This is a genomic window from Streptomyces sp. HUAS MG56, from assembly GCF_058673395.1.
On sequence record NZ_CM178722.1, the window covers coordinates 5,053,941 to 5,078,613 of the forward strand.

Annotated in this window: 22 protein-coding genes; 12 read left to right on the plus strand and 10 right to left on the minus strand. The window is 72.8% G+C overall.

What is annotated here, in order from left to right:
* Window positions 1-209 precede the first annotated feature (209 nt).
* Both AC4OXY_RS23860 and AC4OXY_RS23865 read left to right on the plus strand, forming a co-directional pair.
* Complete coding sequence (locus tag AC4OXY_RS23860) at window positions 210-803, plus strand: Uma2 family endonuclease (RefSeq protein WP_356020194.1); 594 nt, start codon at window positions 210-212, stop codon at window positions 801-803.
* A 49-nt stretch (window positions 804-852) separates the two neighbouring features.
* Window positions 853-1,848, plus strand: a complete 996-nt coding sequence (locus AC4OXY_RS23865; protein ID WP_356020196.1) for an aldo/keto reductase — start codon at window positions 853-855, stop codon at window positions 1,846-1,848.
* A 147-nt stretch (window positions 1,849-1,995) separates the two neighbouring features.
* Here AC4OXY_RS23865 and thpR read toward each other — a convergent pair whose 3' ends face one another.
* The 3 genes from thpR to AC4OXY_RS23880 form a co-directional block, all read right to left on the minus strand.
* Window positions 1,996-2,568 carry an RNA 2',3'-cyclic phosphodiesterase gene (gene thpR / locus AC4OXY_RS23870; protein WP_356020198.1) on the minus strand — a complete coding sequence of 191 codons (573 nt, stop codon included), beginning with the start codon at window positions 2,566-2,568 and terminating at the stop codon, window positions 1,996-1,998.
* Window positions 2,569-2,648: 80 nt separating this feature from the next.
* Entirely contained in the window at window positions 2,649-3,998 is a 1,350-nt protein-coding gene (locus tag AC4OXY_RS23875; protein WP_376287610.1) for an MFS transporter, read from the minus strand.
* A 27-nt stretch (window positions 3,999-4,025) separates the two neighbouring features.
* A complete protein-coding gene (locus AC4OXY_RS23880; protein WP_071372570.1) occupies window positions 4,026-4,469 on the minus strand; it encodes a MarR family winged helix-turn-helix transcriptional regulator in 444 nt (147 codons plus the stop codon).
* 154 nt (window positions 4,470-4,623) lie between these two features.
* Here AC4OXY_RS23880 and AC4OXY_RS23885 point away from each other — a divergent pair, with 154 nt between their 5' ends.
* A complete protein-coding gene (locus AC4OXY_RS23885; RefSeq protein ID WP_362816785.1) occupies window positions 4,624-4,824 on the plus strand; it encodes a ribbon-helix-helix protein, CopG family in 201 nt (66 codons plus the stop codon).
* Here the strand turns inward: AC4OXY_RS23885 and AC4OXY_RS23890 are convergent.
* Window positions 4,817-6,259, minus strand: a complete 1,443-nt coding sequence (locus AC4OXY_RS23890; protein WP_356020205.1) for an NCS2 family permease — start codon at window positions 6,257-6,259, stop codon at window positions 4,817-4,819. The two genes, AC4OXY_RS23885 and AC4OXY_RS23890, sit on opposite strands and share 8 nt — an antisense overlap.
* Before the next feature lie 150 nt (window positions 6,260-6,409).
* On the opposite strand from AC4OXY_RS23890, the gene AC4OXY_RS23895 reads away from it, so the two are divergent.
* The 3 genes from AC4OXY_RS23895 to AC4OXY_RS23905 all read left to right on the plus strand — a co-directional run bounded on the left by AC4OXY_RS23895 (window position 6,410) and on the right by AC4OXY_RS23905 (window position 9,790).
* Window positions 6,410-6,676, plus strand: a complete 267-nt coding sequence (locus tag AC4OXY_RS23895) for a DUF2530 domain-containing protein (protein WP_071382145.1) — start codon at window positions 6,410-6,412, stop codon at window positions 6,674-6,676.
* 16 nt (window positions 6,677-6,692) lie between these two features.
* Window positions 6,693-9,089 (plus strand): HAD-IC family P-type ATPase, encoded by a 2,397-nt coding sequence (locus tag AC4OXY_RS23900; RefSeq protein WP_491991049.1) that lies wholly within the window; start codon window positions 6,693-6,695, stop codon window positions 9,087-9,089.
* 62 nt (window positions 9,090-9,151) lie between these two features.
* On the plus strand, window positions 9,152-9,790 hold the full coding sequence (locus AC4OXY_RS23905) for an HAD family hydrolase (RefSeq protein WP_491994636.1): 639 nt from the start codon (window positions 9,152-9,154) through the stop codon (window positions 9,788-9,790).
* A gap of 194 nt (window positions 9,791-9,984) precedes the next feature.
* On the opposite strand, the gene AC4OXY_RS23910 is transcribed toward AC4OXY_RS23905, so the two are convergent.
* The 3 genes from AC4OXY_RS23910 to AC4OXY_RS23920 form a co-directional block, all read right to left on the minus strand.
* Window positions 9,985-13,125 carry a sacsin N-terminal ATP-binding-like domain-containing protein gene (locus tag AC4OXY_RS23910; RefSeq protein WP_356020212.1) on the minus strand — a complete coding sequence of 1,047 codons (3,141 nt, stop codon included), beginning with the start codon at window positions 13,123-13,125 and terminating at the stop codon, window positions 9,985-9,987.
* Between the two features lie 103 nt (window positions 13,126-13,228).
* Window positions 13,229-14,200, minus strand: coding sequence for an esterase/lipase family protein (locus tag AC4OXY_RS23915; protein WP_491991050.1), 972 nt, complete (start codon window positions 14,198-14,200; stop codon window positions 13,229-13,231).
* 283 nt (window positions 14,201-14,483) lie between these two features.
* The gene (locus tag AC4OXY_RS23920; RefSeq protein WP_356020217.1) at window positions 14,484-15,410 is read right to left on the minus strand and encodes a DUF3027 domain-containing protein; all 927 of its coding nucleotides are present in this window, start codon (window positions 15,408-15,410) and stop codon (window positions 14,484-14,486) included.
* 261 nt (window positions 15,411-15,671) lie between these two features.
* Here AC4OXY_RS23920 and AC4OXY_RS23925 point away from each other — a divergent pair, with 261 nt between their 5' ends.
* The 4 genes from AC4OXY_RS23925 to AC4OXY_RS23940 all read left to right on the plus strand — a co-directional run bounded on the left by AC4OXY_RS23925 (window position 15,672) and on the right by AC4OXY_RS23940 (window position 19,222).
* Window positions 15,672-17,075, plus strand: coding sequence for an MFS transporter (locus AC4OXY_RS23925; protein WP_356020220.1), 1,404 nt, complete (start codon window positions 15,672-15,674; stop codon window positions 17,073-17,075).
* A 62-nt stretch (window positions 17,076-17,137) separates the two neighbouring features.
* Window positions 17,138-17,617, plus strand: a complete 480-nt coding sequence (locus tag AC4OXY_RS23930; protein WP_362816793.1) for a DUF2771 domain-containing protein — start codon at window positions 17,138-17,140, stop codon at window positions 17,615-17,617.
* Window positions 17,587-18,375, plus strand: a complete 789-nt coding sequence (locus tag AC4OXY_RS23935) for a futalosine hydrolase (protein WP_491991051.1) — start codon at window positions 17,587-17,589, stop codon at window positions 18,373-18,375. Before AC4OXY_RS23930 ends, AC4OXY_RS23935 begins: the two co-directional genes overlap by 31 nt.
* On the plus strand, window positions 18,362-19,222 hold the full coding sequence (locus AC4OXY_RS23940; protein ID WP_356020227.1) for a 1,4-dihydroxy-6-naphtoate synthase: 861 nt from the start codon (window positions 18,362-18,364) through the stop codon (window positions 19,220-19,222). The genes AC4OXY_RS23935 and AC4OXY_RS23940 overlap by 14 nt, the downstream gene beginning before the upstream one ends.
* A 201-nt stretch (window positions 19,223-19,423) precedes the next feature.
* Here AC4OXY_RS23940 and AC4OXY_RS23945 read toward each other — a convergent pair whose 3' ends face one another.
* Window positions 19,424-19,807 carry a cold-shock protein gene (locus AC4OXY_RS23945; RefSeq protein WP_353598846.1) on the minus strand — a complete coding sequence of 128 codons (384 nt, stop codon included), beginning with the start codon at window positions 19,805-19,807 and terminating at the stop codon, window positions 19,424-19,426.
* 186 nt (window positions 19,808-19,993) lie between these two features.
* Between AC4OXY_RS23945 and AC4OXY_RS23950 the strand changes: the two genes are divergently transcribed.
* Entirely contained in the window at window positions 19,994-20,251 is a 258-nt protein-coding gene (locus AC4OXY_RS23950; protein ID WP_356020229.1) for a hypothetical protein, read from the plus strand.
* On the opposite strand, the gene AC4OXY_RS23955 is transcribed toward AC4OXY_RS23950, so the two are convergent.
* Together AC4OXY_RS23955 and AC4OXY_RS23960 are read right to left on the minus strand one after the other, a co-directional pair.
* On the minus strand, window positions 20,221-20,844 hold the full coding sequence (locus AC4OXY_RS23955) for an HAD family hydrolase (protein ID WP_491991052.1): 624 nt from the start codon (window positions 20,842-20,844) through the stop codon (window positions 20,221-20,223). The two genes, AC4OXY_RS23950 and AC4OXY_RS23955, sit on opposite strands and share 31 nt — an antisense overlap.
* A gap of 51 nt (window positions 20,845-20,895) precedes the next feature.
* A complete protein-coding gene (locus AC4OXY_RS23960; protein ID WP_356020234.1) occupies window positions 20,896-21,972 on the minus strand; it encodes a hypothetical protein in 1,077 nt (358 codons plus the stop codon).
* Between the two features lie 110 nt (window positions 21,973-22,082).
* On the opposite strand from AC4OXY_RS23960, the gene AC4OXY_RS23965 reads away from it, so the two are divergent.
* Window positions 22,083-24,647 (plus strand): helicase C-terminal domain-containing protein, encoded by a 2,565-nt coding sequence (locus AC4OXY_RS23965; protein WP_491991053.1) that lies wholly within the window; start codon window positions 22,083-22,085, stop codon window positions 24,645-24,647.
* Window positions 24,648-24,673 lie beyond the last annotated feature (26 nt).

Genomic DNA, 24,673 nt, shown 5'->3' on the forward strand with positions numbered 1-24,673 from the left:
TGGACATTGCACCAATGTCCGGCGCGCATCAGAGATGCGGAAAACGCATCAGTGCAGTTCCGGCACCTGGCGGGCTGGGGCGATGCGGGGGGAACAGGCGTACGTGGCTGGAACAGGTTGATCTGAATCCGGCGAGTCCTGGTCACCGTGCGTATCGTTGTACTGCGCGGCCGCACCTGTCCGTGGGGCGGCCGGGGAGGAGCGCCACGATGACCGTCCTTGAAGACAGGATCGAGATGGCCGACGCCGACGCCAACACCGAGCGTTTGGACGAGTGGTTCGAGCGGCTTGAGCGTATGCCCGTCCCCGAAGGATTCAGGGTCGAGATCGTCGGGGGCAACGTTTTCATGACGCCGCAGCGCGACACACATTGGATGGTCATCCGCGAGTTCCTCTGGGCCCTCGAAGACAGGTTCGGGAGGGAGGTCAAGGTGTTCTCGGACGTCCGCATCGACTTCCCGGGCCACGAGAACGGCTTCTGCCCGGACGTGGCTCTGCTCAGCGAGTCGGCGAAGAAGGACGACACAGGCCACTGGCGATACCAGGACGTCGAGTTCGTCGCCGAGGTCATCTCCGTGGGGACGGCCCAGAATGACTACGGCCCCAAGAAGACCGCCTACGCGATTGCCGAAGTCCCCCTCTACATCGTCGCCGACCCGTACCAGGGCCGCTGCTACGTCTACACCGACCCCAAGGACGGTGACTACGAGAGCAGGACGCCGTTCGACTTCGGCACCGACATCGACCTCACCGGCACGGTGATCGACCTCACCCTCAAGACCGACGCCTTCCCCCGCGACTAGCCCAACCCCGCTTGCTTCGAGCGCACTTCAAGCCGTTGGCTTGGGGACCATGAAGTACACGCAGCTAGGACGCACGGGACTCAAGGTCGGCCGGCTCGTTCTCGGGACGATGAACTTCGGGCCGCAGACGGACGAGGGCGACAGCCACGCGATCATGGACGCGGCGCTGGACGCGGGCATCAATCTCTTCGACACCGCCAACGTGTACGGGTGGGGCGAGAACAAGGGCCGCACCGAGAGCATCATCGGCAACTGGTTCGCCAAGGGCGGCGCGCGGCGCGACAAGGTCGTCCTCGCCACCAAGGTCTACGCGAACATGGCCGCCGACGGACAGCCGGCCTGGCCGAACCACGACAAGCTCTCCGCGCTGAACATCCGGCGGGCCGTGGACGCCAGCCTGAAGCGGCTCCAGACCGATCACATCGATCTGTACCAGTTCCACCACATCGACCGGGACACCCCCTTCGACGAGATCTGGCAGGCGATCGACACCCTGGTCCAGCAGGGCAAGATCCTCTACGTCGGCTCCTCCAACTTCCCCGGTTACAAGATCGCCCAGGCCAACGAGGCCGCCGCCCGGCGCGGCGGCACCATCGGGCTGGTCAGCGAGCAGTGCCTGTACAACCTCCACGAGCGGCGCGCCGAGATGGAGGTCATCCCGGCCGCGCAGGAGTACGGCCTCGGGGTCATCCCCTGGTCCCCGCTGCACGGCGGTCTGCTCGGCGGGGTCATCAAGAAGGAGGTGCAGGGCGGTCGCCGTGCCTCGGGCCGCGCCGCCGACACCCTGGCCGACCCGGCCGCCCGCGCCCGGATCCAGGCGTACGAGGACCTGGTCGACAAGCACGGCCTGGAGCCCGGCGAGGTGGCCCTGGCCTGGCTGCTGACCCGGCCGGGGGTGACCGGGCCCATCGTCGGTCCGCGCACGGCCGAGCAGCTCGACTCCGCGCTGCGCGCCGTCGAGCTGGAGCTGAGCGAGGAACTGGTGGCGGGGCTGAACGAGGTCTTCCCGGGCCCGGGTCCGTCGCCGGAGGCGTTCGCCTGGTAGCACCGCAGGGGCGCGGGGAGCACTCCCGCGCCCCTGACTCCTTCATGTGACTACTTCATGGCCGAGGCCAAGGCCACCACCACGAACATCAGCACAAGTACACCGGCCATGATCCGGTTCCGGGTTTTCGGGTCCACGGCAACGAGCCTAACGGGCCCCGCCGAGTGCCCAGCGGGCGACCGCCTCGTACCGCGGCTGCTCCCCCGGCACCCCGGACCTCGGCAGGTTGCTGCGGACCAGCACCACCTCGCTCACCGTCCAGGTCGTGCTGGTGAAGCCGCGCAGCAGATCCACATACGGTCGCACGTCGACCGAGTCCCGGCCCCGCGCCACCGTCAGGTGCGCCCGGTAGCGGCGGTGCTCCTCCATCGGCAGCCCCGCCTTCCGTGCCGCCGCCTCCGCCCGCTCGGCCAGCAGCCGCAGCGACTCCACCTCGCCGTAGGCACCCGTCCACAGGGCCTTGCCGTGCCCGAACTGGCCGCCGCCGGACAGGGCCAGGTCGAAGGGGGCCGTGCGGCGGGCCACGACGGCCAGGCGGTCCGACAGGGCCGGTACGACGTCGTCGGCGACCTCCCCGTAGAAGGCGAGCGTGAAGTGCCAGCCCGGCCGGTTGGTCCAGCGCAGCCCCTGCGAGCCGGGCAGCCTCTTCAACTCGGCCACCTCGGCGGCGAGTTCGTGGACGACGTGCTCCGGCGGGAGCACCGCGGCGAAGAGTCTCATGCCCTCACCTTCGCAGACCCCCGCGGGCACGGGGCGCGGGGCGCGGGCAGCTCACCACCGCCCGCCCCCGGCCGGCAGGCCTACGCCGCCGTGGCCAGTTCCTCCCGCTCGCGCGGGACGAAGCGGACTCTCGGGTGGCCGTGGTGCCAGCCCAGCGACAGACGCAGGCCGCCGATGCGGGTCAGGACGAGGCCGACGGCCGCGGCGGCCGCGGCCGAGACGACGCCGCCGAGGACGAAGCCGACACGGGGGCCGTAGGTGTCGGTGACCCAGCCGACGACCGGGGCGCCCAGCGGCGTGCCGCCCATGAAGACCATCATGAACAGCGCCATCACCCGGCCGCGCATGGCCGGGTCGGTGGCCATCTGGACCGAGGTGTTCGCCGTGACGTTCACCGTCAGGCCGAAGACCCCGATCGGGACCATGAGCAGCGCGAACAGCCAGTACGACGGGGCCAGCGCGGCCACGGTCTCCAGCGTGCCGAAGGCCACCGCGGCGGCGATCAGGACGCGCAGCCGTGCCGTGCCGCGGCGGGCGGCCAGCAGGGCGCCGACCAGGGAGCCGACGGCCATCAGGGTGTTGAAGAGGCTGTAGCCGCCGGCACCCGCGTGGAAGACGTGCTCGGCGTAGGCGGAGAGCCAGACCGGGAAGTTGAAGCCGAAGGTGCCGATGAAGCCGACCAGCACGATCGGCCAGATCAGGTCCGGGCGCCCGGCCACGTACCGCAGGCCTTCGCGCAGCTGGCCCTTGCCGCGCGGGGTGCGCGTGACGACGTGCAGCTCGCGGGCGCGCATCAGGAGCAGGCCGGCGATGGGGGCCGCGAACGACAGGCCGTTGGCGAGGAACGCCCAGCCCGTGCCCACACCGGTGATCATGAGGCCGGCGACGGCCGGGCCGATCAGGCGGGCGGACTGGAAGTTCGCCGAGTTCAGGCTGACCGCGTTCTGCAGCTGCTCGGGGCCGACCATCTCCGAGACGAAGGACTGCCGGGCCGGGTTGTCCACCACCGTGGCGAGGCCGACGGCGAAGGCGGCCAGGTAGACGTGCCAGACCTGGACGTGGCCGGACAGGGTCAGCGCGGCGAGCGCCAGGCCGGACAGGGCCATCGAGGACTGGGTGACCAGCAGCGTGGGCCGCTTGGGGAGACGGTCGACCAGGACACCGCCGTAGAGGCCGAAGAGCAGCATCGGCAGGAACTGGAGGGCCGTCGTGATGCCCACGGCCGCTGAGGAGCCGGTGAGGCTGAGGACGAGCCAGTCCTGGGCGATGCGCTGCATCCAGGTGCCCGTGTTGGAGACGACCTGGCCCAGGAAGAAGAGGCGGTAGTTCCTGATCCTCAGCGAGCTGAACATCGAGGAGGTCTTACGGGAGACAGGGGTGGTAGTAGCGGTCGGTGCGGGGGCGGAAGGTGTTCCGGATCCCGTACTCAAACGAGTTCGCCTCCTCCATACAGCGGCTTACAGGTGTGCGAGTTTCTCCAGCACGGGGGCGGCGGCGCGCAAGGACGCCCACTCGTCCTCGTCCAGGCCCTCGACCAGTCCGGCCAGGAACGCGTTGCGCTTGCGGCGGCTCTCTTCGAGCATCGCCTCGGCCTGTTCGGTCTGGGTGACGACCTTCTGGCGCCGGTCCTCGGGGTGCGGCTCCAGCCGGACCAGCCCCTTGGCTTCGAGCAGCGCGACGATGCGGGTCATCGACGGCGGCTGGACGTGCTCCTTGCGGGCGAGTTCGCCCGGCGTGGCCGAGCCGCAGCGGGAGAGCGTGCCGAGCACCGACATCTCGGTGGGGCTCAGCGACTCGTCCACCCGCTGGTGCTTGAGCCGACGGCTCAGCCGCATCACGGCGGAGCGGAGGGAGTTCACGGCGGCTGCGTCGTCGCCATGGGTGAGATCCAGGTCCGGCATGTCCTTAGAGTAACTCATTACTCTCTCTAAAGACCACCGTGACACCGACAGGCTGCCCGTGACCCCGGCCACTGAACCTCTCCATCACCCGTACGAGTGAGTCGATTCCGGAAAGTGACGCACGGGGCGGCCGGATGTGGCGACCCTCGTAGGCATGGGGACCAGTGTGCTCAGCCTGCGGATAGACGGGGAGCTGCTCGAACGGCTCCGGCACCACGCGGCGAAAAGAGGAATGAGCGTCCAGGACTATGTCATCCGGACGCTCATTCGCGACGACTTCGACGAGCGGTTCCAGGCCGCCGTCGAGGAGACGGAGAAGTTCTACGGGGTCTCCGAGCCCCGGCCGATCACGTGAGACCCAGGGCCGGCATCAGGTAGTAGAAGGCGAAGACCGCCGAGACGACGTACATCGCCACCGGGATCTCCCGGAACCGGCCCGCGGCCAGGCGCAGCACCGTGAAGGTGATGAAGCCCATGCCGATGCCGTTGGTGATCGAGTAGGTGAACGGCATCATCAGCATCGTCACGAAGGCCGGGATGGCGATCGTGTAGTCCGCCCAGTCGATCTCCTTGATCGAGTTCGACAGGATCAGGAAGCCGACCGCGATCAGCGCCGGGGTGGCCGCCTGGGACGGGACCATCGTGGCGACCGGGGTGAGGAACAGCGCGACGGCGAAGAGACCGCCCGTGACGACGTTCGCGAGGCCCGTCCGGGCGCCCTCGCCGACACCGGCCGTGGACTCCACGAACGCGGTCGTGGCCGAGGAGGAGCTGGCGCCGCCCGCCGCGACGGAGAGGCCGTCGATGAAGAGGACCTTGTTGATGCCCGGCATGTAGCCCTGGGCGTCGGTCAGCTTGGCCTCGTCGCTGACGCCCATGATCGTGCCCATCGCGTCGAAGAAGCACGACAGCAGGACCGTGAAGACGAACAGGACGCCGGTCAGCAGGCCGACCCGGGAGAAGCCGCCGAACAGGCTGACCTGGCCGACCAGGCCGAAGTCGGGGGTGGAGACCGGGTTGCCCGGCCACTTCGGGACGGTCAGGCCCCAGGAGGAGACCGTGGTGACGGCGTTGATGATCACGGCGAGGACGGTCATGCCGACGATCGAGATCAGGATCGCGCCCGGGGTCTTCCGGACGAGCAGCGCGAAGGTGAGCAGCACGCCGAGGATGAAGACCAGCACGGGCCAGCCGTGCAGATGGCCGCCGACGCCGAGCTGGAGCGGGACGGTGGTCTGGGCGGCGTCGGGCATGCGCGTGACGAAGCCGGAGTCGACCAGGCCGATCAGCATGATGAACAGGCCGATACCGATCGAGATCGCCTTGCGCAGGCCGAACGGCACGGCGTTCATCACGCGCTCGCGCAGGCCGGTGGCGACCAGCAGCATGACCACGACACCGGCGAGCACGACCATGCCCATGGCGTCCGGCCAGGTCATACGGGGCGCGAGCTGGAGGGCGACGACGGAGTTCACACCGAGGCCGGCGGCGAGCGCGATCGGCACGTTGCCGAAGACGCCCATGAGGAGGGTGGTGAAGGCGGCCGTCAGCGCGGTCGCGGTCACCAGCTGGCCGTTGTCCAGGTGATGCCCGTACATGTCCTTCGCGCTGCTGAGGATGATCGGGTTCAGCACGATGATGTACGCCATGGCGAAGAAGGTGGCGAGACCGCCCCGGATCTCGCGGGCGACGGTGCTGCCGCGCTCGGAGATCTTGAAGTAGCGGTCGAGCGCGTTGTTCGGCGCGCCCTTCTCGGGCGTGGGGGCCTTGGCAGGAGCCGAGGTGGACATGCGGGACCTCATCTCCGACGGGGTTCCCCCGAGCCGCGTTGGAGTTTCATACGAGCAGAAGTGGACAAAGACAAACGGTTTCAGTATGAACGTATGAGTGCTAGATCGCTATCTCCGCGCGTAGACACCGGCGGCGCTTAAGCTGTGCGCATGGCCAAATGGACCCCGAAGCACGAGGCACCGGAGCCCCTGGAGGGCCCCGTGGTCGCCACCATCACCGGCGGCACGATCGTGTGGTTCGTGCTCTTCCTGGTCCAGCTGCCGTTCTACGGCTGGTTCCACGACCACGGTCACCTGTGGTGGCTGTGGACCTGCCTGGCCGGAGGCGGACTGGGGCTGATCGGGATCTGGTACGTCAGGAAGCGCGACGCCGCGATCAAGCGGGCGGCGGCGCTGAAGGCGACGACGCCGAAGTAGCCGTACCGTCGATGACATGACCCACATAGACGCGGGCGCCGAACTCGACCCCGTGCATCCGGTGGCCCTGCCGATGACCAGGCCGGCCGGGCTGACCGGTGCCGAGGTGGCGGACCGCGTCAGGCGCGGGCAGGTCAACGACGTTCCCGTGCGCAGCAGCCGGTCGCTCGGCGAGATCGTGCGGGCCAACGTCTTCACCCGGTTCAACGCGATCATCGGCGTGCTCTGGGTGATCATGCTGTGCGTCGCGCCGATCCAGGACAGCCTGTTCGGCTTCGTGATCCTCGCCAACACCGGCATCGGCATCGTCCAGGAGTGGCGGGCCAAGCAGACCCTCGACTCGCTCGCGGTGATCGGCGAGGCCAGACCGACCGTGCGCAGGGACGGGGCGGCCGTCGAGATCGCGACCGGCGAGATCGTGCTCGGCGATCTGATCGAGATCGGCCCCGGGGACAAGATCGTCGTGGACGGGGTGTGCGCCGAGGCCGACGGGCTGGAGATCGACGAGTCGCTGCTCACCGGCGAGGCCGACCCCGTCGTCAAACGCTCCGGCGACCCGGTCATGTCCGGCAGCTTCGTGGTCGCGGGCGGCGGTGCCTTCCAGGCCGCCAAGGTCGGCCGCGAGGCCTACGCCGCCCAGCTCGCCGAGGAGGCCTCCCGCTTCACACTGGTCCACTCCGAGCTGCGCACCGGCATCTCCACGATCCTCAAGTACGTCACCTGGATGATGGTCCCGGCGGCCGTCGGGCTCGTCATCACCCAGCTCGTCGTCAAGAGCAACGACGTCAAGGACGCGGTGGCCCGCACCGTCGGCGGCATCGTCCCGATGGTCCCCGAGGGACTGGTGCTGCTCACCTCCGTCGCCTTCGCGATCGGCGTGATCCGGCTGGGCCGCAAGCAGTGCCTGGTGCAGGAGCTCCCGGCCATCGAGGGGCTGGCCCGCATCGACACCGTCTGCCTGGACAAGACCGGCACCCTCACCGAGGGCGGCATGGACGTCACCCGGCTCAGGATCCTCGACGGCTACGACGAGACGTACGTGCGCAAGGTCCTCGGCGCGCTCGGCGAGTCCGACCCGCGCCCCAACGCCTCCCTCCAGGCGATCATCGACGCCTACCCCGACAGCGAGGAGTGGCGCTGTGTCGAGTCGCTGCCGTTCTCCTCGGCCCGCAAGTACAGCGGGGCCGCGTTCAGCGAGGGCGACGGCGAGACCAGCACCTGGCTGCTGGGCGCCCCCGACGTCCTCCTCACCGACGGCGACCCGGCCCTGGCCGACACCGAGCGGCTCAACGAGCAGGGGCTGCGGGTGCTGCTGCTGGCCCGCGCCGCGCGCGACCTGGACGACACCGAGCCGGCCCGCGGCGCCCGCGCCGCCGCCCTCGTCGTACTCGAACAGCGGCTGCGGCCGGACGCGGCCGACACCCTGCGCTACTTCGCCGAGCAGGACGTCCGCGCCAAGGTCATCTCCGGGGACAACGCGGTCTCGGTCGGCGCGGTCGCAGCCAAGCTGGGCCTGGAGGGTACGGCGGTGGACGCGCGACGGCTGCCCGGCGACGCGGCGGGGATGGCGCGGGCGCTGGACTCCGGGACCGTCTTCGGGCGGGTCACCCCGCAGCAGAAGCGGGACATGGTGGGCGCGCTCCAGTCCGACGGGCACACGGTCGCGATGACCGGCGACGGCGTGAACGACGTGCTCGCGCTGAAGGACGCCGACATCGGGGTCGCCATGGGCTCCGGTTCGGAGGCGACGCGCGCGGTGGCGCAGATCGTGCTGCTGGACAACAGCTTCGCGAGCCTGCCGTCGGTCGTCGCCGAGGGGCGCCGGGTGATCGGCAACATCACGCGTGTCGCGACGCTGTTCCTGGTGAAGACCGTGTACTCCGTGCTGCTGGCGGTGCTCGTGGTCTGCTGGCAGGTCGAATACCCCTTCCTCCCACGCCACTTGACCATGCTCTCCACCCTCACCATCGGCGTCCCCGCCTTCTTCCTGGCCCTCGCCCCCAACAAGGAGCGCGCGAAACCCCATTTCGTCCGGCGGGTGATGCGGTACTCGATCCCGGGTGGCGTGATGTGCGGCGCGGCGACCTTCGTGACGTATCTGATCGCCCGTCACCACTACGGCGGCAGCGGCGAGCTGGGCGCCGAGACCAGCGCGGCCACGCTGACGCTGTTCCTGATCTCCATGTGGATCCTGGCGATCGTCGCCCGGCCCTACACCTGGTGGCGGGTGACCCTGGTGGCCGCGATGGGCGTGGCGTTCCTGGTGGTCCTGGTCGTCCCGGCCCTGCAGAGCTTCTTCGCGCTGAAACTGGTGGGCGTGGCCATGCCGTGGACCGCCGTCGGCATCGCGGTGGTGGCGGCGGCCGCCCTGGAGTGGATCTGGAAGTGGGTGGACCGGCGGTTTCCTGTATAGACGTAGGCGGCGGGGTTTTCGTGTGACCGGGCCGCACGTGGGGCGCATAGGCTCTCAGGGTGATGGAGACCATCGTGTTCGACATCGGAGAGACGATCACTCGGGACGACCGTTACTGGGGCTCGTGGGCGGACTGGCTCGATGTCCCGAGACACACACTGTCCGCTCTGGTCGGCGCTGTCGTCGCGCGAGGCCAGGACAACGCAGAAGCACTACGGATGCTGCGCCCGGGGATCGACGTCGCCGCCGAGTACCGCGCCCGGGAGGCAGCCGGTCACGGTGAACACCTGGACGAGACCGACCTGTATCCAGATGTCCGGCCCGCGCTGTCGGCCCTTCGGGAGCAGGGCGTGCGGGTGATCGTCGCCGGGAACCAGACGCCTCGCGCGGGGGAGCTGCTGCGCGGCCTGGATCTCCCGGCGGACCTCGTCGTCACCTCCGGAGAGTGGGGTGTCGCAAAACCTCAACCGGAGTTCTTCCAACGGGTGTTGGAGGTGGCGCACGCCGCGCCGGACGCGACTCTGTACGTCGGTGACCATCCCGTCAACGACGTGTTCCCGGCGAAGGCAGCCGGGCTGCGCGCCGGGCACATCCGCCGCGGCCCGTGGGGACACCTGTGGGCGGACGACGCCGACGTCGTCGCAGCTGCCGACTGGCGGATCGACAGCCTGGCCCAGCTCACCGCCATCGTCGCCGGCTGAGTCCGCTGGAGCCGAGACGCCCGCACGCCCCCGTGGCAGCCAGTGCCGCTGCTGGTCGTCAAGGTACTGAGAAGCGCACGAGAACAGCCTTGCCCCCGGCAGACGGGGTCCCATCGCGACCGCAGGGTCAGGGTCGCGTCCACAGAACGCCCGTCCCGTCGGCGTCCCGCACGACGCCGGCGGGTGGGGCATGCTCAGTCGAACCAGCGGTCCCTCGCCAGTTCCTCCGTCCTGGACGGGTCCTCCAGCAGGGCTGCGACCTCGAAGCGGCGTGGCCACTGGCCCGACGCCCACGCCAGGCCGGCCGCCACGCCCTCCAGCGTGGCCGCGTGCAGCACGCCGTCGTCGGTGAGCCGCCAGTCGATCTCCACGCCGTCCACGAGGAGTTCCTCGTGCTCGACGTACGTCTGCGGGGTGCGTGCTCCGAGCAGGACGCGCACCGGGTCCGGTACGTCGTGCTCGGTGCCCTCCGAGTGGACCGCGCCGGTGACGGACTCGCTCAGCCGCCGCACCTGGAACAGCTCCGCCAGCTCGGCGGCCCGGGCCGGGCGGACCGGCAGCAGGGGCACGCCGGAGGTGAAGGGCAGCAGGTCGGGGGAGTCGACGACCACGGCGTCGGCGGCGTCCACGACCTCCACCTGCCCGTCGGCCACGGCCCGCAGCTCGTCCGGCAGGGTCACCTGCTCGGGGTCCAGGTCCGCCAACGCGCCGTACAGGCCGTGCAGTTGGGCGGACGAGACGGGGCGTTCGGGATCGGCCAGGCGGTCCAGCAGTTCGGCGGCACCGCCCGGCTCGTCCAGCAGGGCCGCGACCGAGGTGCGTACACCGAGGGCGCGCAGCACCTGCTCGTCCTCGAACCCGGTCGCGTCGGCCTCGTCGTACAGGCCGTGCAGGAGCGGGTCGCCGCCGGCCGCGAGGAGGCCGGCGGGGCGACGGCCGTCGAGCACGGGGTGGCCGCGCAGCCACCACGCCGTGTACGGCCGTACGACCTCGTGCGTGCCGTCGGGCAGCAGGATGCGGACCGGCTGGGTCAGGGCGTCCCGCAGTGGCGGCTGGGCGAGGAGGGCGAGGGCCTCGGGCCAGTGGGCGTCGTCCACGAGGTCCAGGTCGCGCACGGCGATCAGCTCGGTGGCGACCGGCGGGACGGGGCTGTCGGGGAAGCGGTCGAGGATGTCCTCGCACCACACGTCGACGGCGTCGAGCAGCCCGGCGTCGTCGGGCTCGGCGAAGTCGCCGTCCCGGGGCTCCAGTTCGTCCGGGTCGAGGACGACGTCGGCGGCGCGGACCAGCGCGAAGTTCGCGAGCACCCCGCAGGCGGTCAGCGGCTGTTCACCCCACTTGTCCGCCATGTCGGCGTCCACGGCGGCGAGTTCGCCCTCGCGGATCACGCGGGCGAAGGCGCTGCCGGGCAGGACCAGCTCACCGGCCGGGGCCAGTTCGCCGTCCTCGTCGGGCAGGGCGAGCGCGCCGAGCCAGGGCTCGTCACCGGGCTCCAGCCCCGCGTCGCGCACCAACGCCAGGACGGTGTCGGCCAGTTCCTCGGCGTCCGGCGCGTCCTCCTCCCAGCCCAGTGCCCCCTCCTCGTCCAGCGAGGCGGCGACGGCGGCCCGCACCTGCGGGGTGGTGAGCACCGCGCGCGGGCTCGCGGGCAGCGCGCCCAGCTTCTCCAGCAGCGGGTGCGCGGCGCCCTCGTGGGCGACCTTCAGCCCGAGCCGGCCGAGGACTTCGGGGTCGATCCGCGCGGCGTCCGGGGTGGGCAGGAGGACCTGCCGGGGGCCGATGGCCGTACGGCCGTCGGTGAGCGGCACCGGCAGCCCGGAGAGCCGGTCGGGGTCGACCCCGGCGAGGCTGTCGTAGAGCCGCCACCACCAGTCGGGGTCCTTCTCCAGCCCGGCGAGGCGGTCGACGGCGTCGGCGAGGGACAGCCGGGCGACGCCCAGGCTGCGCAGCTCGGAACGTCGTTCCAGACCCGCGGGCAGCAGGGTGGGCAGCACCTCGGCGAGCACCCGGACGGTGTCCGCCCCGGCGCCCTCCACGATCTCCGCGTCCCGGGGCCGCAGCACCTCGGGCAGCTCGTCCTCGCCGCTCGGCGCGAGCGCCGGGGGCAGGAAGGCGGTGCGCGGCAGCCGCTCCAGCACGGCCTGCCGCAGGGCACCGTCCAGCGCGCCCTTGCCCAGCGGGCCGGGCACGAGGTCGATGATCCCGTCCGTCACCGGCCGCCAGGCGGCGAGGAGTTCGGTGTACGCGTCGGCCGCGCGCTGCACCAGGAAGTCGGTGAGCGGGCCGGGGGCCGCGTGCCGGCGGGTGGTGTCGAGCGGGAAGGAGGCGATGAGCAGGGCCGGGACGCCGAGCGGCTCGTCGCTCGGGGTGGGCGCGTGCACGACGGGCGCGGTGCGCGGCCGCACGGGCCGCCCGGCCTCGTCCTCGGGCACCGCCCAGGTCACGGACCAGTGGGGCCGCAGCCGCTCCTCCACGGGCCGGTCGGCGAGCAGGTCGGCGGCGAGCGCGCCGTGGGCGGAGACGCTGCGCCACCGCGTCGTGCCCTCCCGCGAGTCCTCCACGACGGTGACGGCGCCGTCGGCGGCACTGGTACGGCGGCGCAGGACGCGCGGCTCCCGGCCGTCGACCTCGATGACGACCTCCGCGAGGCCCGGCAGGGCGAGGAGCAGCGCGTCGTCCACGGCGTCGAGGAGCCGCTCGGCGAGGTCCGCGGCGGCCGTGTCCCGCAGCGGCAGGATGACGGCGGTGTCGTACGACTCCGGCGCGGTGCCCTCGGCGGCGAACGGCAGCCGGAGCAGCGGCACATGGCCGTCGCGGCGCCGGACCTCGTCGCCCAGCCCCGGGCTGTGCCGGGCGGTCTCGGCGGCCAGCTCCCGCGCCTCGGCGAGCGACCAGCGCACCCCGCCGTGGCGTCCCACGATCGCGGGCTCGTCCGTCACCGCGATGACGGCGGCGAACCCGACGCCGAACCGGCCCACGGCGCTGCGGGCGCCCTCGGCGTCCCGCTTGGCGGAGGCCCGCAGCGTGGACAGCGACTCGACACCGGCGGCGTCCAGCGGGGCACCGGTGTTGGCGGCGACGAGGACGCCGCCCTGGAGGGTGAGCCGCAGCCGGCCCGGGGCGTGCGCACGTGCGGCGGCGTCGGCGGCGTTCTGCGCCAGCTCCACGACCAGCCGGTCCCGGTAGCCGCCCAGGACCAGGTCCTCCTCGGCGTTGGCGTCCTCCCGGAACCGGGCGGGGCTGGTGGCCCAGGCGTCGAGCACACCGCGCCGCAGCCGGGCGGTGCCGAAGGGGTCGGCGCCCTCGGCCGCCGGCCGCACGTACTTGCTGCTCACGTTCACTCTCCACCTCGTCGCTGTGAGGACGAAGGTACAGCGCGCACGGGGTGGCCGGGGCCCGGGTGGCGGGCGGCAGGGCGGCGGGCCCGGGCCGGTCGCCTCAGCCGCCGAGCACGGGCAGGGAGAGGTGGCAGTCGACGGGCCGCGCGTGGGCGGGGTCGAGGGCGTCGCGCACGAGTTGGGCGGCGTTGGCGTCGTACGCGAGCGAGACGTGCTCGGAGAGGTCCTGCGGGCAGACGTCCTGGATCAGGATGTTCTTGACGGTCGCGCCCGGTCCCGGGGTCAGGAACTGGTGGGTGTACGGGGTGACGACCTCGTCGAGCCGGGTGGTGATGACGGTGTAGGCGACGCCGGGCTGGGTGTCCCCGCCCCGGTCCAGGGCCGTGTTCACGTCGGAGCCGACCATCTGGTCCGCGTAGGCCTGGCCGAGGAGGAGCGAGACGGGCTGGTTGAGGCCCAGCTCGGTGGTGAGGGTGCCGAGTCCGGAGGCGGTCGTGCCGTGGTTGGACGGCGCCAGTCCGATGAGGCTGTGCACCTTGTTCCGCCGCGGATGCGCGGGATCCGTGCCGCCCGCGAACCGCAGGTACCAGCGGGGCGTCAGACCGCCGCCCTGGGAGTGCCCGACGAGGTCGACCTGGTCGGCGCCGGTGGCCTTGAGCACGCGGTCGACATAGGCGGCGATCTGCCCGGCGGAGACCGGGACGTGCGCGGTGCCCTTGACCGGACTGCCCGGTGCCCCGCCGTAGTTGACGGCGAAGACGCAGTAGCCCAGCTGCTTCAGGTACGGGGCCATGAGGCCCCAGTCGTCATGGGCGTTCGCCCAGGTCCCGTGGACCAGGACGACCGGGCGCGGATGCGTGCGCGTCGGCTTGCAGCTCCAGTCGTCGGCGCCGGCCGGCGGCGACTCCGGCCGGACGAGCCCCTCGATCGCCGCCAGCGGGAAGGCGAGGAGCCGCCCGTGCGGTGCCGGGGGCGGGGGCCCGGCGGCCGCGGCCGCCGTCCCCTGAAGACCCAGGGCCAGCGAAAGGGCCGCGAGCCCCGCACCGACCGCCGACCACCTGATGCGCCGCATTGCACCACTCCTCGCCTCAAGGCCGGCCGAGTGCCGACGCGGCGATGATCGAAGAGCGGGGCGCCCCGCGGAGGGCCGGAGCGGACACGTCACCCCTTATGGAGCAGCGCGTTTCATCCGGTCAGCGCCCGGAAAGAGCGACCGTAAGCGATCGATTCGTCACTTTTCGCCTCCGGGAACAACTGCGTCCCCGGAGGCCGCCGTTGGGCAGCGCCCGGATCAGCAGCGGCCCGGGGCAGGAGCGGCCCGGATCAGCAGCGGCCCGGATCAGGAGCCGCCCGGATCAGGAGTGGCCCAGCTCCGCCGTCTCCTCGTCGGACGTCTCCGGGACCGAGCCCGAGTCGCGGGCGGGGCGCAGCGGGAAGGCGTCGACCTTCGTCTCGTCGATGACCGGCGGGGCCACCTGCGGGGGCTTCGGCATGACCGCGGCCTCGGAGTGGGCGCCGCAGCCGTAGGCGAGGGAGACCACGCGGCCGTCGGCCGGGGCGAACTCGTTGGCGCACACGCCGAAGGCCTGGCCCAGCGAGCCGCCGACCGGGGCGAGGAAGCCGCAGGTCATGCACGTGGCCGGGGCTGCCTGGGCCATCGGGGTCCGCGCGCCGAAGGCCTCGTCCCAGCGGTCGGCCGCGGTGTGCAGGCCGTAGCGGGACAGGACGCGGGCGCGGCGCATGCCCAGTTCCTCGGCGACCGAGGCGATCGAGCCGCGGGAGGGGACCGTGAGCTGGACGGCCGGGGCGCCCGGGGTGACCTCGGCGTCCTCCGCGTCCGCCAGCTCCTCCATCTCGTGGGAGACCAGCGCGTTCGGCGGCGGCTCCTCCTCGGCCGTGTAGCCGGGCTCCAGGCGCAGGTCCTCCTGGTCCGTGGGCAGCAGGTCGCCCGGGCCGAGGTCGCCGGGGCGCAGCCGCTCGCTCCAGGGCACCCATTCGGGGGCGAGGAGGGCGTCGGGGCCGGGGAGCAGGACGGCCTCGTCGAGTGTGACGATCTTGGCACGGGAGGCGCGGGCCACGGTCACCGCCCAGCGCCAGCCGCGGTAGCCCAGCTCCTTGCACTCGAAGAAGTGGGTGACAACGCGGTCGCCCTCGGACACCAGGCCGGTGTGTTCACCGACCACACCGGGTGCGGCGGCCTCCTCGGCGGCGGCGCGGGCGAGGTCGACCGCCTCCGCGCACAGACGGTCGGGGGTGCGGCTTCGCGTTGTCGCTGCGCTCACAGGTATCGCTTCTCTCCTACGCCGTCTCACGTGTGGGCCTGCCTCCGGCGGGCCTGCCGACGGAGCGGACCGTAGGACCGCATCGACGTCTGCATCCGCGCGCTGGGCGCACCTCTGCCATCCATTCTGCGTTATGGCTGAGATACGCACGCTACACCGAACGGGATTCGTGGGTTTTTCCCACCCGCCCGCACACCCGGCCCCCCGTCCACACACCCGACTCGCCCGGCCTCGCACTATCGGCCCGCTTCTCGGGGCACTATGAACGTCGTGGCAGCCGCGGACAAGGCGAGTGGTCGTGGCGGCGGAGCGGCCCGCGTCGGCGGGGCCGCCCGCTCCGTCGGGCGTGCCCTGCACTTCCCCGTCACCGGTGCCGCCCGCGGCATCCGCCGGGCCACGCACGCCCAGGGCGCGGGCGAGTCCGGGCTGGGCAAGCTGATCGAGCTGCACGCGGTGAACGGCGCGGGCGACGTGATGGTCACCGTGGCGCTCGCCTCCACCGTGTTCTTCTCCGTGCCCACCGACGAGGCACGCGGGCGTGTCGCGCTGTACCTCGCCATCACCATGGCGCCCTTCACCGTCCTCGCCCCGGTCATCGGCCCGCTCCTGGACCGGCTGCCGCACGGCCGGCGCGCCGCGATGGCCGCGGCCATGCTGGCCCGCGCCCTGCTCGCGCTGATCATCTCGGGCGCGGTGGCGAGCGGCGGCCTGGAGCTGTACCCGGCCGCACTGGGCGTGCTGGTCGCGTCCAAGGCGTACGGCGTGGTCCGCAGCGCCGTCGTGCCGCGGCTGCTGCCGCCCCGCTTCTCGCTCGTGAAGGCCAACTCCCGGGTCACCCTCGCCGGTCTGCTGGCCACCGGCGCCGCCGCGCCGGTGGCGGCAGGGCTGCACAGGATCGGGGATCCCTGGCCGCTCTACGGCGCCTTCGTGATCTTCGTCGCGGGAACGTTCCTGTCGTTCACCCTGCCGCACAAGGTGGACTCGGCCAAGGGCGAGGACCGGGCGCTGCTCGCGGCCGACGAGGAGCATCTGCGGGGGCCGCTCAGGAACCAGCGGGCGAAGCGGCCGGGGCTGCGGACCGTGGGCCCCGCCGTCACGCACGCGCTCGGCGCCAACGCGGCCCTGCGCTGTCTGTCCGGCTTCCTGATCTTCTTCCTCGCGTTCCTGCTCCGCGAGCACCCGCTGACCGGGGAGAGCGCGGCGGTCTCGCTGGGCATCGTCGGCGTCGCCGCCGGCGTGGGCAATGCCCTCGGAACGGCGGTCGGGAACTGGCTGAGATCGCGCGCCCCGGAGATCATCATCGTGACCGTCGTCGCCGTGGTGCTCGGCACCGCGGTCGTGGCCGCCGTGTTCTTCGGCGCGTTCCTGGTGGCCTGCCTCGCCGCGGTCGCCGGGTTCGCCCAGGCCCTCGCCAAGCTGGCCCTGGACGCGCTGATCCAGCGGGACGTGCCCGAGCAGGTGCGCACCTCGGCCTTCGCCCGCTCCGAGACGCTGCTCCAGATGGCCTGGGTGTTCGGCGGCGCGGTCGGCATCGTGCTGCCGCTCGACGGCACCGTCGGCCTGCTGATCGGCGCCGCGTTCGTCGCCGTCGGCTGGCTCACCACGCTGCGCGGACTGCTCGCCTCCGCCCGCCACGGAGGCCGTCCCAGGGCCCGCGTGGCGTAACGAACCGGGCACGCCGTACCCCACGTGGCCGGACGGCTCCGGGCGCCCGATAGCCTTCGGCCATGACCACGCTGCAATCCGCTGTGCGACGCCGCCGCGCCGTCGCCGCCGCCGGCGCCGTTTCCGCCGGACTGCTTCTGCTGACGGCCTGCGAGAAGCCGACGCCCGTCGCGACGATCACCGTCGGACGAAGCTCGGTCAACTCCGAGGCACTCTGCTACAACGACGGCAACACGCTGGACAACAAGTCGCTCGCGAAGTGCGCCAAGAAGATCAACGACGTCAAGTCGATCACGGTCGACACGGACGACACCGTCCGCTTCGGCGTCGACCCGAAGATCGCCGACGCGGGCTGGGTCATCCTGGTGAACGGCCGCCAGTTCACCGACTCCAGCAAGAAGACGTACCGGACGATCCCGGGCAGCGCGTTCTTCAACGCCCAGTACGGCACCCAGGGCGACACCAACACGGTCTCCATCCAGATGGGTGCCACCAGCCCGGGCAAGGGCCTGTGGGCCTTCAAGCTGAAGAAGGCCTCCTGACCACGTCTTCCACGCCTGCCGCGCGCATCCTCGTCGCCACCGCCGTCCCCGCCGAACGGGACGCGGTGGCACGGGCGTTCCGCCCGCCGGACTCCCCCGTCGAGCAGTTCGGCCTGCCCGGCGCGGAGCTGACGCGTACGGCGCATTCGGCGCGTACGGCCGGAGTCTGGGACCTGCTCGCCGCCGGGGTCGGACCGGCGCGCGCCGCCGCCTCCGTCGCCGCCGCGCTCACCGCGGCCCGGCTCGCCGGCACCCCCTACGACCTGGTCGTCTCGGCCGGGATCGGCGGCGGCTTCCCGCCCGGCGCCCCCGTCGGCTCGCTCGTCGTCGCCGACCGGATCACCGTCGCCGACCTGGGCGCCCAGACCGCCGACGGCTTCCTCCCGGTCACCGAACTCGGCTTCGGCACCATCCACCACGACCCGCCGAGATCACTCGTACGGGTTGCCTGCCAGGCCACCGGCGCCCCCGCCGGCACGATCCTCACCGTCTCCACCGTCACCGGCTCCGCCGCCCGCACGGCCGAACTGCGCACCCGGCACCCCCGCGCGCTCGCCGAGGGCATGGAGGGCTTCGGGGTGGCGGAGGCGGCCGACGCGCACGGGACGGCCGTCCTGGAGATCCGCGCGGTCTCCAACCCGGTCGGCCCGCGCGACCGCGCCGCGTGGCGCATCGGCGACGCCCTCGCCGCCCTCACCGAGGCGTTCGGGAAGCTCGCCCCCGCATTGGAGAGTTGGAACCGACATGACGACCAGTGAGCAGCAGCAGACGCTGAAGATCGCGTACTCCCCCTGCCCGAACGACACCTTCGTCTTCGACGCCCTCGCCCACGGCCGCGTCCCCGGCGCCCCCGCGCTGGACGTGACGTTCGCCGACATCGACATCACCAACGGCATGGCCGAGCGCGGCGAGTTCGACGTGCTGAAGGTGTCGTACGCCGTCCTGCCGTACGTCCTCGGCGAGTACGCCCTGCTGCCGTGCGGCGGCGCGCTGGGCCGGGGCTGCGGGCCGCTGGTCCTCACGCGCGAGGCGGACGCGGACCTGACGGGCCGCACCGTCGCGGTCCCGAGCGAGAGGTCGACGGCGTACCTGCTCTTCCGCCTCTGGGCGGCGGACACCCTCCCGGGCGGGGTCGGCGAGATCGTGGTCATGCCGTTCCACGAGATCATGCCGGCCGTGCGGGACGGCAAGGTGGACGCCGGGCTGGTCATCCACGAGGCCCGCTTCACGTACCAGAACTACGGGCTGCACAAGCTCGCCGACATGGGCGAGCACTGGGAGCACACCACCGGGCTGCCCATCCCGCTGGGCGCGATCATCGCCAAGCGCTCGCTGGGCGCGGACACGCTGACGCGGCTCGCCGGGTCCGTGCGCACCTCCGTGCGGGCCGCCTGGGACGACCCCGAGGCCTCCCGGCCGTACGTCATGGCCCACGCCCAGGAGATGGACCCGGCCGTCGCCGACCAGCACATCGGCCTCTACGTCAACGAGTTCACCGCCGACCTCGGCGAGGACGGCTACGCCGCGATCCGCGGCCTGCTCACACGCGCGGCGGCCGAGGGGCTGCTGCCCGCACTCCCGCCCGAGGCGCTCTCGTTCCCCTGACGCACGACTTTCCCTGACGCACGGCCGCGACGGAGTCCGGCACAGCCGTCCGCGGCCCCCGCAGCGGCGCAAGGGCGGCGGACGAAAGCGGCGCCGCGATCCGCGGACCGCTCACACGTGCGGCGGCCGAGGGGCTTGTTCCGCCCCTCGGCCCGGATGCGCTCGCTTTTCCCTGAGGTTCCCTGAGGTTTCCCCGAGGTCTCACACGTCCAGCTGGTCGGCGACCGCGCGGAGCAGGCCGGCGATCTTCTTGCCGGAGACCTTGTCCGGGTAGCGGCCCTTCTCCAGCATCGGCGTGATGTTCTCCAGAAGGGTCGTCAGGTCCTGCACGATCGAGGCCAGTTCGTCCGGCTTCTTGCGCTGGGCCGCCGCGACCGACGGGGTCGGGTCGAGCACCGTCACCGAGAGCGCCTGGTCACCGCGCTGACCGGCGACGACGCCGAACTCCACACGCTGTCCCGGCTTGAGTACGTCGACTCCGGCGGGGAGAACCGAGGAATGGACGAAGACGTCACCGCCGTCGTCGCGGGAGAGAAAGCCGAAGCCCTTCTCGCTGTTGAACCACTTGACCTTGCCGGTAGGCACGTCTGTCCTCGTCCTCGTATCTCGTCGGGAAAACTACTTCGGAAACGGCTCTCGATAGCACGCGAGCGGGTCGACCGTGACCCGCTGCTACCTAGCGATACCAAGTGCTACCAAGGCTAATGCTCTTCGGGCGGGTGACAAGACGTCCCCCGGTTGTTCACCGTGGCTGGGAACTACCCTGGTCCGGTGCGTGACAAAACCCAAACGAATTCCGCCGGGCCCGGCGACCGACTGGTCCGGGCCGGTGCCGTCGTGTTCTTCATCGGCGCGCTGGCCACCCTCGTCACGGTGACCCCGCTGTTCCTCGGCGCGACGCCTTTCCCGACCTACATGTACCTGCTGAGCATGCTCATGGGCGTCGGATTCCTGCTCGCCGGCGCCGGTCTGGTGCGGTCGGTGGCGGTCGGCCGGCGTCAGGCGCGGGCCGCGGCCGCCGAGCGGTAGCCGTCGAACCACTCCGGGAACGCGGACAGGTCGTCCAGGACGACGTCCGCGCCCGCAGCGCGCAGTTCCTCCGCCGAGCAGGGCCCGGTGGCCACGGCGAGGGACAGCGCGTCCGCCGTGCGCGCTCCGCGCACGTCCCCGACGTGATCACCGACGTACACATGCGCGCCGTACTCGCGCAGCGCCTCCGCCTTCCGCTCGGCCCACAGGTCGCCCACGACCACGTCGGGCTCGATGCCGAGGTGCGCGAGGTGCAGCTTGGCGTTCGGCTCGTACTTCGCCGTGACGACCATGGTCCGCCCGCCGGCCGCCCGTACGGTCTCCATCGCTTCCCTCGCGCCTGCCATGGCGGGGGTCGCGGCGATGGCGATCGTCGGGTACATCGACCGGTACAGGTCCGCCATCGCCGGGATCCGCTCCTCGGGGAACCAGTTGACCAGCTCCTCCGCGAGCGGCGGCCCGAGCCGCGTCACCGCCAGGTCGGCGTCGATGTACGTCCCGGTCCGCTCCGCCAGCGCCAGGTAGCAGGCGCGGATGCCGGGGCGCGAGTCGATGAGCGTCATGTCGAGGTCGAAGCCGACGGCGAGAGTCATGTCGCCCATTGTGCCGGGTGCGTACGAGCGCCCCGAAGGGGCGAGGGGAACTCAGCCGCGCCGCTGCGACCGCCACACCAGGAACAACGCCGACGCCACCGCCGCGCCCCGGACCACCCACGGCCACGTCCCCGCGACCGCGTCCCCCATGTGCCCCTGCGCGATCGGCTGACCCCAGCGGCCGTCCTGCCGCCCCCACAGCCACACCAGGCCTGCCGCCACCGCCGCGCCCGGCAGGATCATCACGGCCGTCTTCGTCTCCGCGGCGGTCAGCCTGCGCGAACCGTAGGCGATCACCCAGCCGAGCAGCAGCGCGAACCAGTTGCCGAGCACCGCGCCGGCGACCAGCGCGGCGGCGGCCAGCAGCAGGAGGGGGTTGGTCCAGCCGGCGGCGGGGCCCAGGGGCAGCAGGCGGCGGCGCCCGGCGGACGCATCCTCCTCGGCGGCCTCCGGCGCCTCCTCCTCGGCCTCCTGCTCCTTCTTCGACTCCTCGGCGGCCGTCTCCTTCTGCGGCCGCCGGAGCATCTCCGGGATCTCCACACCGCCCACGAACCCCGGCACGGAGTCGGTCCCGGCGCCGCTGAAGGGGGTGTCGCCGGTCCGCCACCACTCGGGCTGGGGGAGGTCGTCCCCGAAGTCGTACGCCGGGCCGGGGCGCGCCGGGGACGACGGTGCCTCGCGCGGGACGGACGGGCCCTCGGGCCCGGGGTCGGCGGGGCGGGGGCGGGAGCGGGGGCGGGGTACGACCCGGCGCAGGCCCTTCGGCCGTCCCGCGCCCTCTGCGGCACCACCGGCGCCGTCCCCGGCCGCCGGCTTCGGCGGCCGCTTCCGCTCGCGCGGCGCGGGCTGTACGGGTACGGCGGCGGCGGGCGGCTGCGGCATACCGCCGGCGCCGCCGGACGTTCCGCCCGCCGCCTCGACCACGTCGTCCGGGCTGCCGAGCCGGTCCAGGATGCGGCGGACGGCGGCGGGCGAGTCCACCGTCACCCTGGCCCGGTGCCGGTCGATCTCGTTGCGCAGCTCCGAGACCAGCCGCATGCGCGTGGACGACGGCAACTGCCGTTGCTGAGCGATGTCTCCGACACGGCTCAGGTACTCGTAGACGACCTTGTCACTCTCGATCCCCAACGGAACCCCTCCGGGGCGACGGTGTGGAAACCCCGCTGAGGACGGTACCGCCTGGCCGCCCTCCCCCGGTTCACTCGGCGGGAACGGACGCACCCGCTACCGTGGGTCAGATGAGCCAAGCGGCCCGACCAGCTCCCCGTTCCCTCGCGGAAGCGTTGCGCGCCAGGGACGACGCCTCGCTGTCCGCGCTCCTGCGCAGCCGTCCCGACCTCATCACGCCGGTGCCGACCGACCTCACCCAGCTCGCCACCCGGGCCGGCACCCGCGCCTCGGTGCTGCGCGCGCTGGAGCGGCTGGACCGGTTCGCGCTCCAGACGGCGGAGGCGCTGGCCGTGGCCCCGGACCCGGCGTCGTACACCACGCTGCTCGGGCTGATGGCGGGCGACGCGGCCGACGAGAGCGTGACCGCCGCGCTGCCGAGGGCCGTCGCCACCCTGCGCGAGCAGGCCCTGGTGTGGGGCGACGACAAGCGGCTGCGGCTCGTGCGGACCGCCCGTGAACTCCTCGCCCCCGCCCCGCAGCACCCCTCCCCGACCGGGCTCGGCCCGTCCGTGCAGGAGGCGACGTCGGGCATGTCGCCTGGCCGGATACAGGAGATCGTGACGACGGCCGGGCTGCCGTCGACCCACGACGCGGTGTCCGCCGTGGCCGGGCTCACCGCCCTGTTCGGCCACCGCAAGAAGATGGCCAGGCTGCTCGCCGGGGCCCCGGAGGCCGCCCTCGACGTGCTGCACCGGCTGGTGTGGGGGCCGCCGTACGGGCAGGTCACCGCCGATCCGGCCGCCCATCTGCGCTGGCTGCTGGACCGGGGCCTGCTGCTGCCGACCACCCCCGGCACGGTCGTACTCCCGCGTGAGGTGGCCCTGCACCTGCGCGAGGGCCGGGCCCACCGCACGCCGGAGCCGCTGCCGCCCGCCGTCGAACCGGCCGCCGCCCACAGCCCGCAGGTGGTGGACGCGACGGCGGCCGGGCAGGCGTACACCGCGCTCGCCACCGTCGAGGAGCTGCTGAAGGACTGGGACGAGGGCGGGCCGGGCGTGCTGCGGGCCGGCGGTCTGAGCGTGCGCGATCTGAAGCGGACGGCCGTCGCCCTGGACGTCTCCGAGCCGGTCGCCGCGTTCTGGGTGGAGCTGGCGTACGCGGCCGGTCTGATCGCCTCCGACGGCGAGGCCGACGAGCGGTACGCGGCCACGCCCGGCTACGACGAGTGGCTGGAGCGGCCCGCCGCCGAGCGCTGGTCCGCCCTCGCGGAGGCCTGGCTCGCGGGCACCCGCACGCCGGGGCTGGTCGGCGGGCGGGACGCGAAGGACCGTACGCTCTCCGCGCTCGGCCCGGGCCTGGACCGCTCGGCCGCCGCCGAGGTACGGCACCGGGTGCTGACCCTGCTGGCCGGGCTGCCGACCGGCACGGCACCGGACACCGGGTCGGTGCTGAACCGGCTGCGCTGGGAACGGCCCCTGCGCGGGCCCCGGCAGGAGGGCGGCGAGGAGGACCTGCGCTCCCGGCTGGCCCGCTGGACCCTGTCGGAGGCGGAACTGCTGGGGATCACGGGACGGGGCGCGCTGTCGGCACAGGGGCGGGCGCTGCTCGGCGCGCCGGCGCCGGCGCCGACTCCGGTCGCCGAGGTTCCGGCGGGGCCGGGCGCCAGGCTGCCGGTCCACCACCACGCGCCCGGCCCCGCCCCGGCGCCGCTCTCGCCCGCCGAGCAGGCGGCGGCGACGGCGGCCGCCGCTCGCGTCCTCGCCCCGCTGCTGCCCGAGCCCCTGGACCACGTCCTGCTCCAGGCCGACCTGACGGCGGTGGCGCCGGGCCCGCTCCGGCGACCGCTCGCCGACACGCTGGACGTGCTCGCGGACGTCGAGTCCAAGGGCGGGGCGACGGTCTACCGCTTCACGCCCGCCTCGGTGCGCCGCGCCCTGGACGCCGGCCGCACCGCCTCCGACCTGCACGCCTTCCTCACCGAGCACTCCCGCACGCCGGTCCCGCAGCCGCTCGCCTATCTGATCGACGACGTGGCCCGCAAACACGGCCATCTGCGGGTCGGCGCGGCCTCGGCGTACGTCCGCTGCGACGACGACGCCCTGCTGAACGAGATCCTGGCCGACAAGCGCGCCGCCGGTCTGCGGCTGCGCCGGCTGGCCCCGACCGTGCTGGCCGCCCAGTCCGACCCGGCGGCCCTGCTGGAGGGCCTGCGCGCGATGGGCTTCGCACCGGCCGCCGAGTCCGCCGAGGGCGACGTCCTGATCGCCCGCGCGCACGCCCACCGCACCCCGCCGCGCACGGCACCCGAGCCGGTCCCGGACGGCCCGCCGCCGCCCGACGCCACGCTCCTCGCGGCGGCGATCCGCGCCATCCGGGCGGGCGACCTGGCCGCCACCGCGCCACGCAAGCCCGCCGCTTCCGAGACCGGCACCGGGAGCAGGGCCCCGCTGACGGGCGGCGAGCTGCCGCGCACCTCCTCCGCCGAGACTCTGGCCACCATGCAGGCCGCCGTCCTGACCGGCGAATCCCTCTGGATCGGCTACGTCAACGCCGAGGGCTCGGCCAGCCAGCGGGTCATCGCCCCGGTCCGCGTCGAGGGCGGCTTCGTCACGGCGTACGACCACACGGCGGACGAGGTACGGACGTACCCGCTGCACCGGATCACGGGGGTGGCGGAGCTGGCGGAGGACTGACCCGGTTCTGCGGGGGATGCGGCACA

Excerpts from the sequence above, each read along its gene's own strand:
- AC4OXY_RS23865 (WP_356020196.1), top strand. The coding sequence starts at position 853 with ATGAAGTACACGCAGCTAGGACGCACGGGACTCAAGGTCGGCCGGCTC.
- AC4OXY_RS23890 (WP_356020205.1), bottom strand. The coding sequence starts at position 6,259 with ATGTCCACCTCGGCTCCTGCCAAGGCCCCCACGCCCGAGAAGGGCGCG.
- AC4OXY_RS23965 (WP_491991053.1), top strand. The coding sequence starts at position 22,083 with ATGAGCCAAGCGGCCCGACCAGCTCCCCGTTCCCTCGCGGAAGCGTTG.
- AC4OXY_RS23955 (WP_491991052.1), bottom strand. The coding sequence starts at position 20,844 with ATGACTCTCGCCGTCGGCTTCGACCTCGACATGACGCTCATCGACTCG.
- AC4OXY_RS23900 (WP_491991049.1), top strand. The coding sequence starts at position 6,693 with ATGACCCACATAGACGCGGGCGCCGAACTCGACCCCGTGCATCCGGTG.
- AC4OXY_RS23895 (WP_071382145.1), top strand. The coding sequence starts at position 6,410 with ATGGCCAAATGGACCCCGAAGCACGAGGCACCGGAGCCCCTGGAGGGC.
- AC4OXY_RS23915 (WP_491991050.1), bottom strand. The coding sequence starts at position 14,200 with ATGCGGCGCATCAGGTGGTCGGCGGTCGGTGCGGGGCTCGCGGCCCTT.
- AC4OXY_RS23880 (WP_071372570.1), bottom strand. The coding sequence starts at position 4,469 with ATGCCGGACCTGGATCTCACCCATGGCGACGACGCAGCCGCCGTGAAC.
- AC4OXY_RS23905 (WP_491994636.1), top strand. The coding sequence starts at position 9,152 with ATGGAGACCATCGTGTTCGACATCGGAGAGACGATCACTCGGGACGAC.
- thpR (WP_356020198.1), bottom strand. The coding sequence starts at position 2,568 with ATGAGACTCTTCGCCGCGGTGCTCCCGCCGGAGCACGTCGTCCACGAA.
- AC4OXY_RS23885 (WP_362816785.1), top strand. The coding sequence starts at position 4,624 with ATGGGGACCAGTGTGCTCAGCCTGCGGATAGACGGGGAGCTGCTCGAA.
- AC4OXY_RS23925 (WP_356020220.1), top strand. The coding sequence starts at position 15,672 with ATGAACGTCGTGGCAGCCGCGGACAAGGCGAGTGGTCGTGGCGGCGGA.
- AC4OXY_RS23940 (WP_356020227.1), top strand. The coding sequence starts at position 18,362 with ATGACGACCAGTGAGCAGCAGCAGACGCTGAAGATCGCGTACTCCCCC.
- AC4OXY_RS23860 (WP_356020194.1), top strand. The coding sequence starts at position 210 with ATGACCGTCCTTGAAGACAGGATCGAGATGGCCGACGCCGACGCCAAC.
- AC4OXY_RS23930 (WP_362816793.1), top strand. The coding sequence starts at position 17,138 with ATGACCACGCTGCAATCCGCTGTGCGACGCCGCCGCGCCGTCGCCGCC.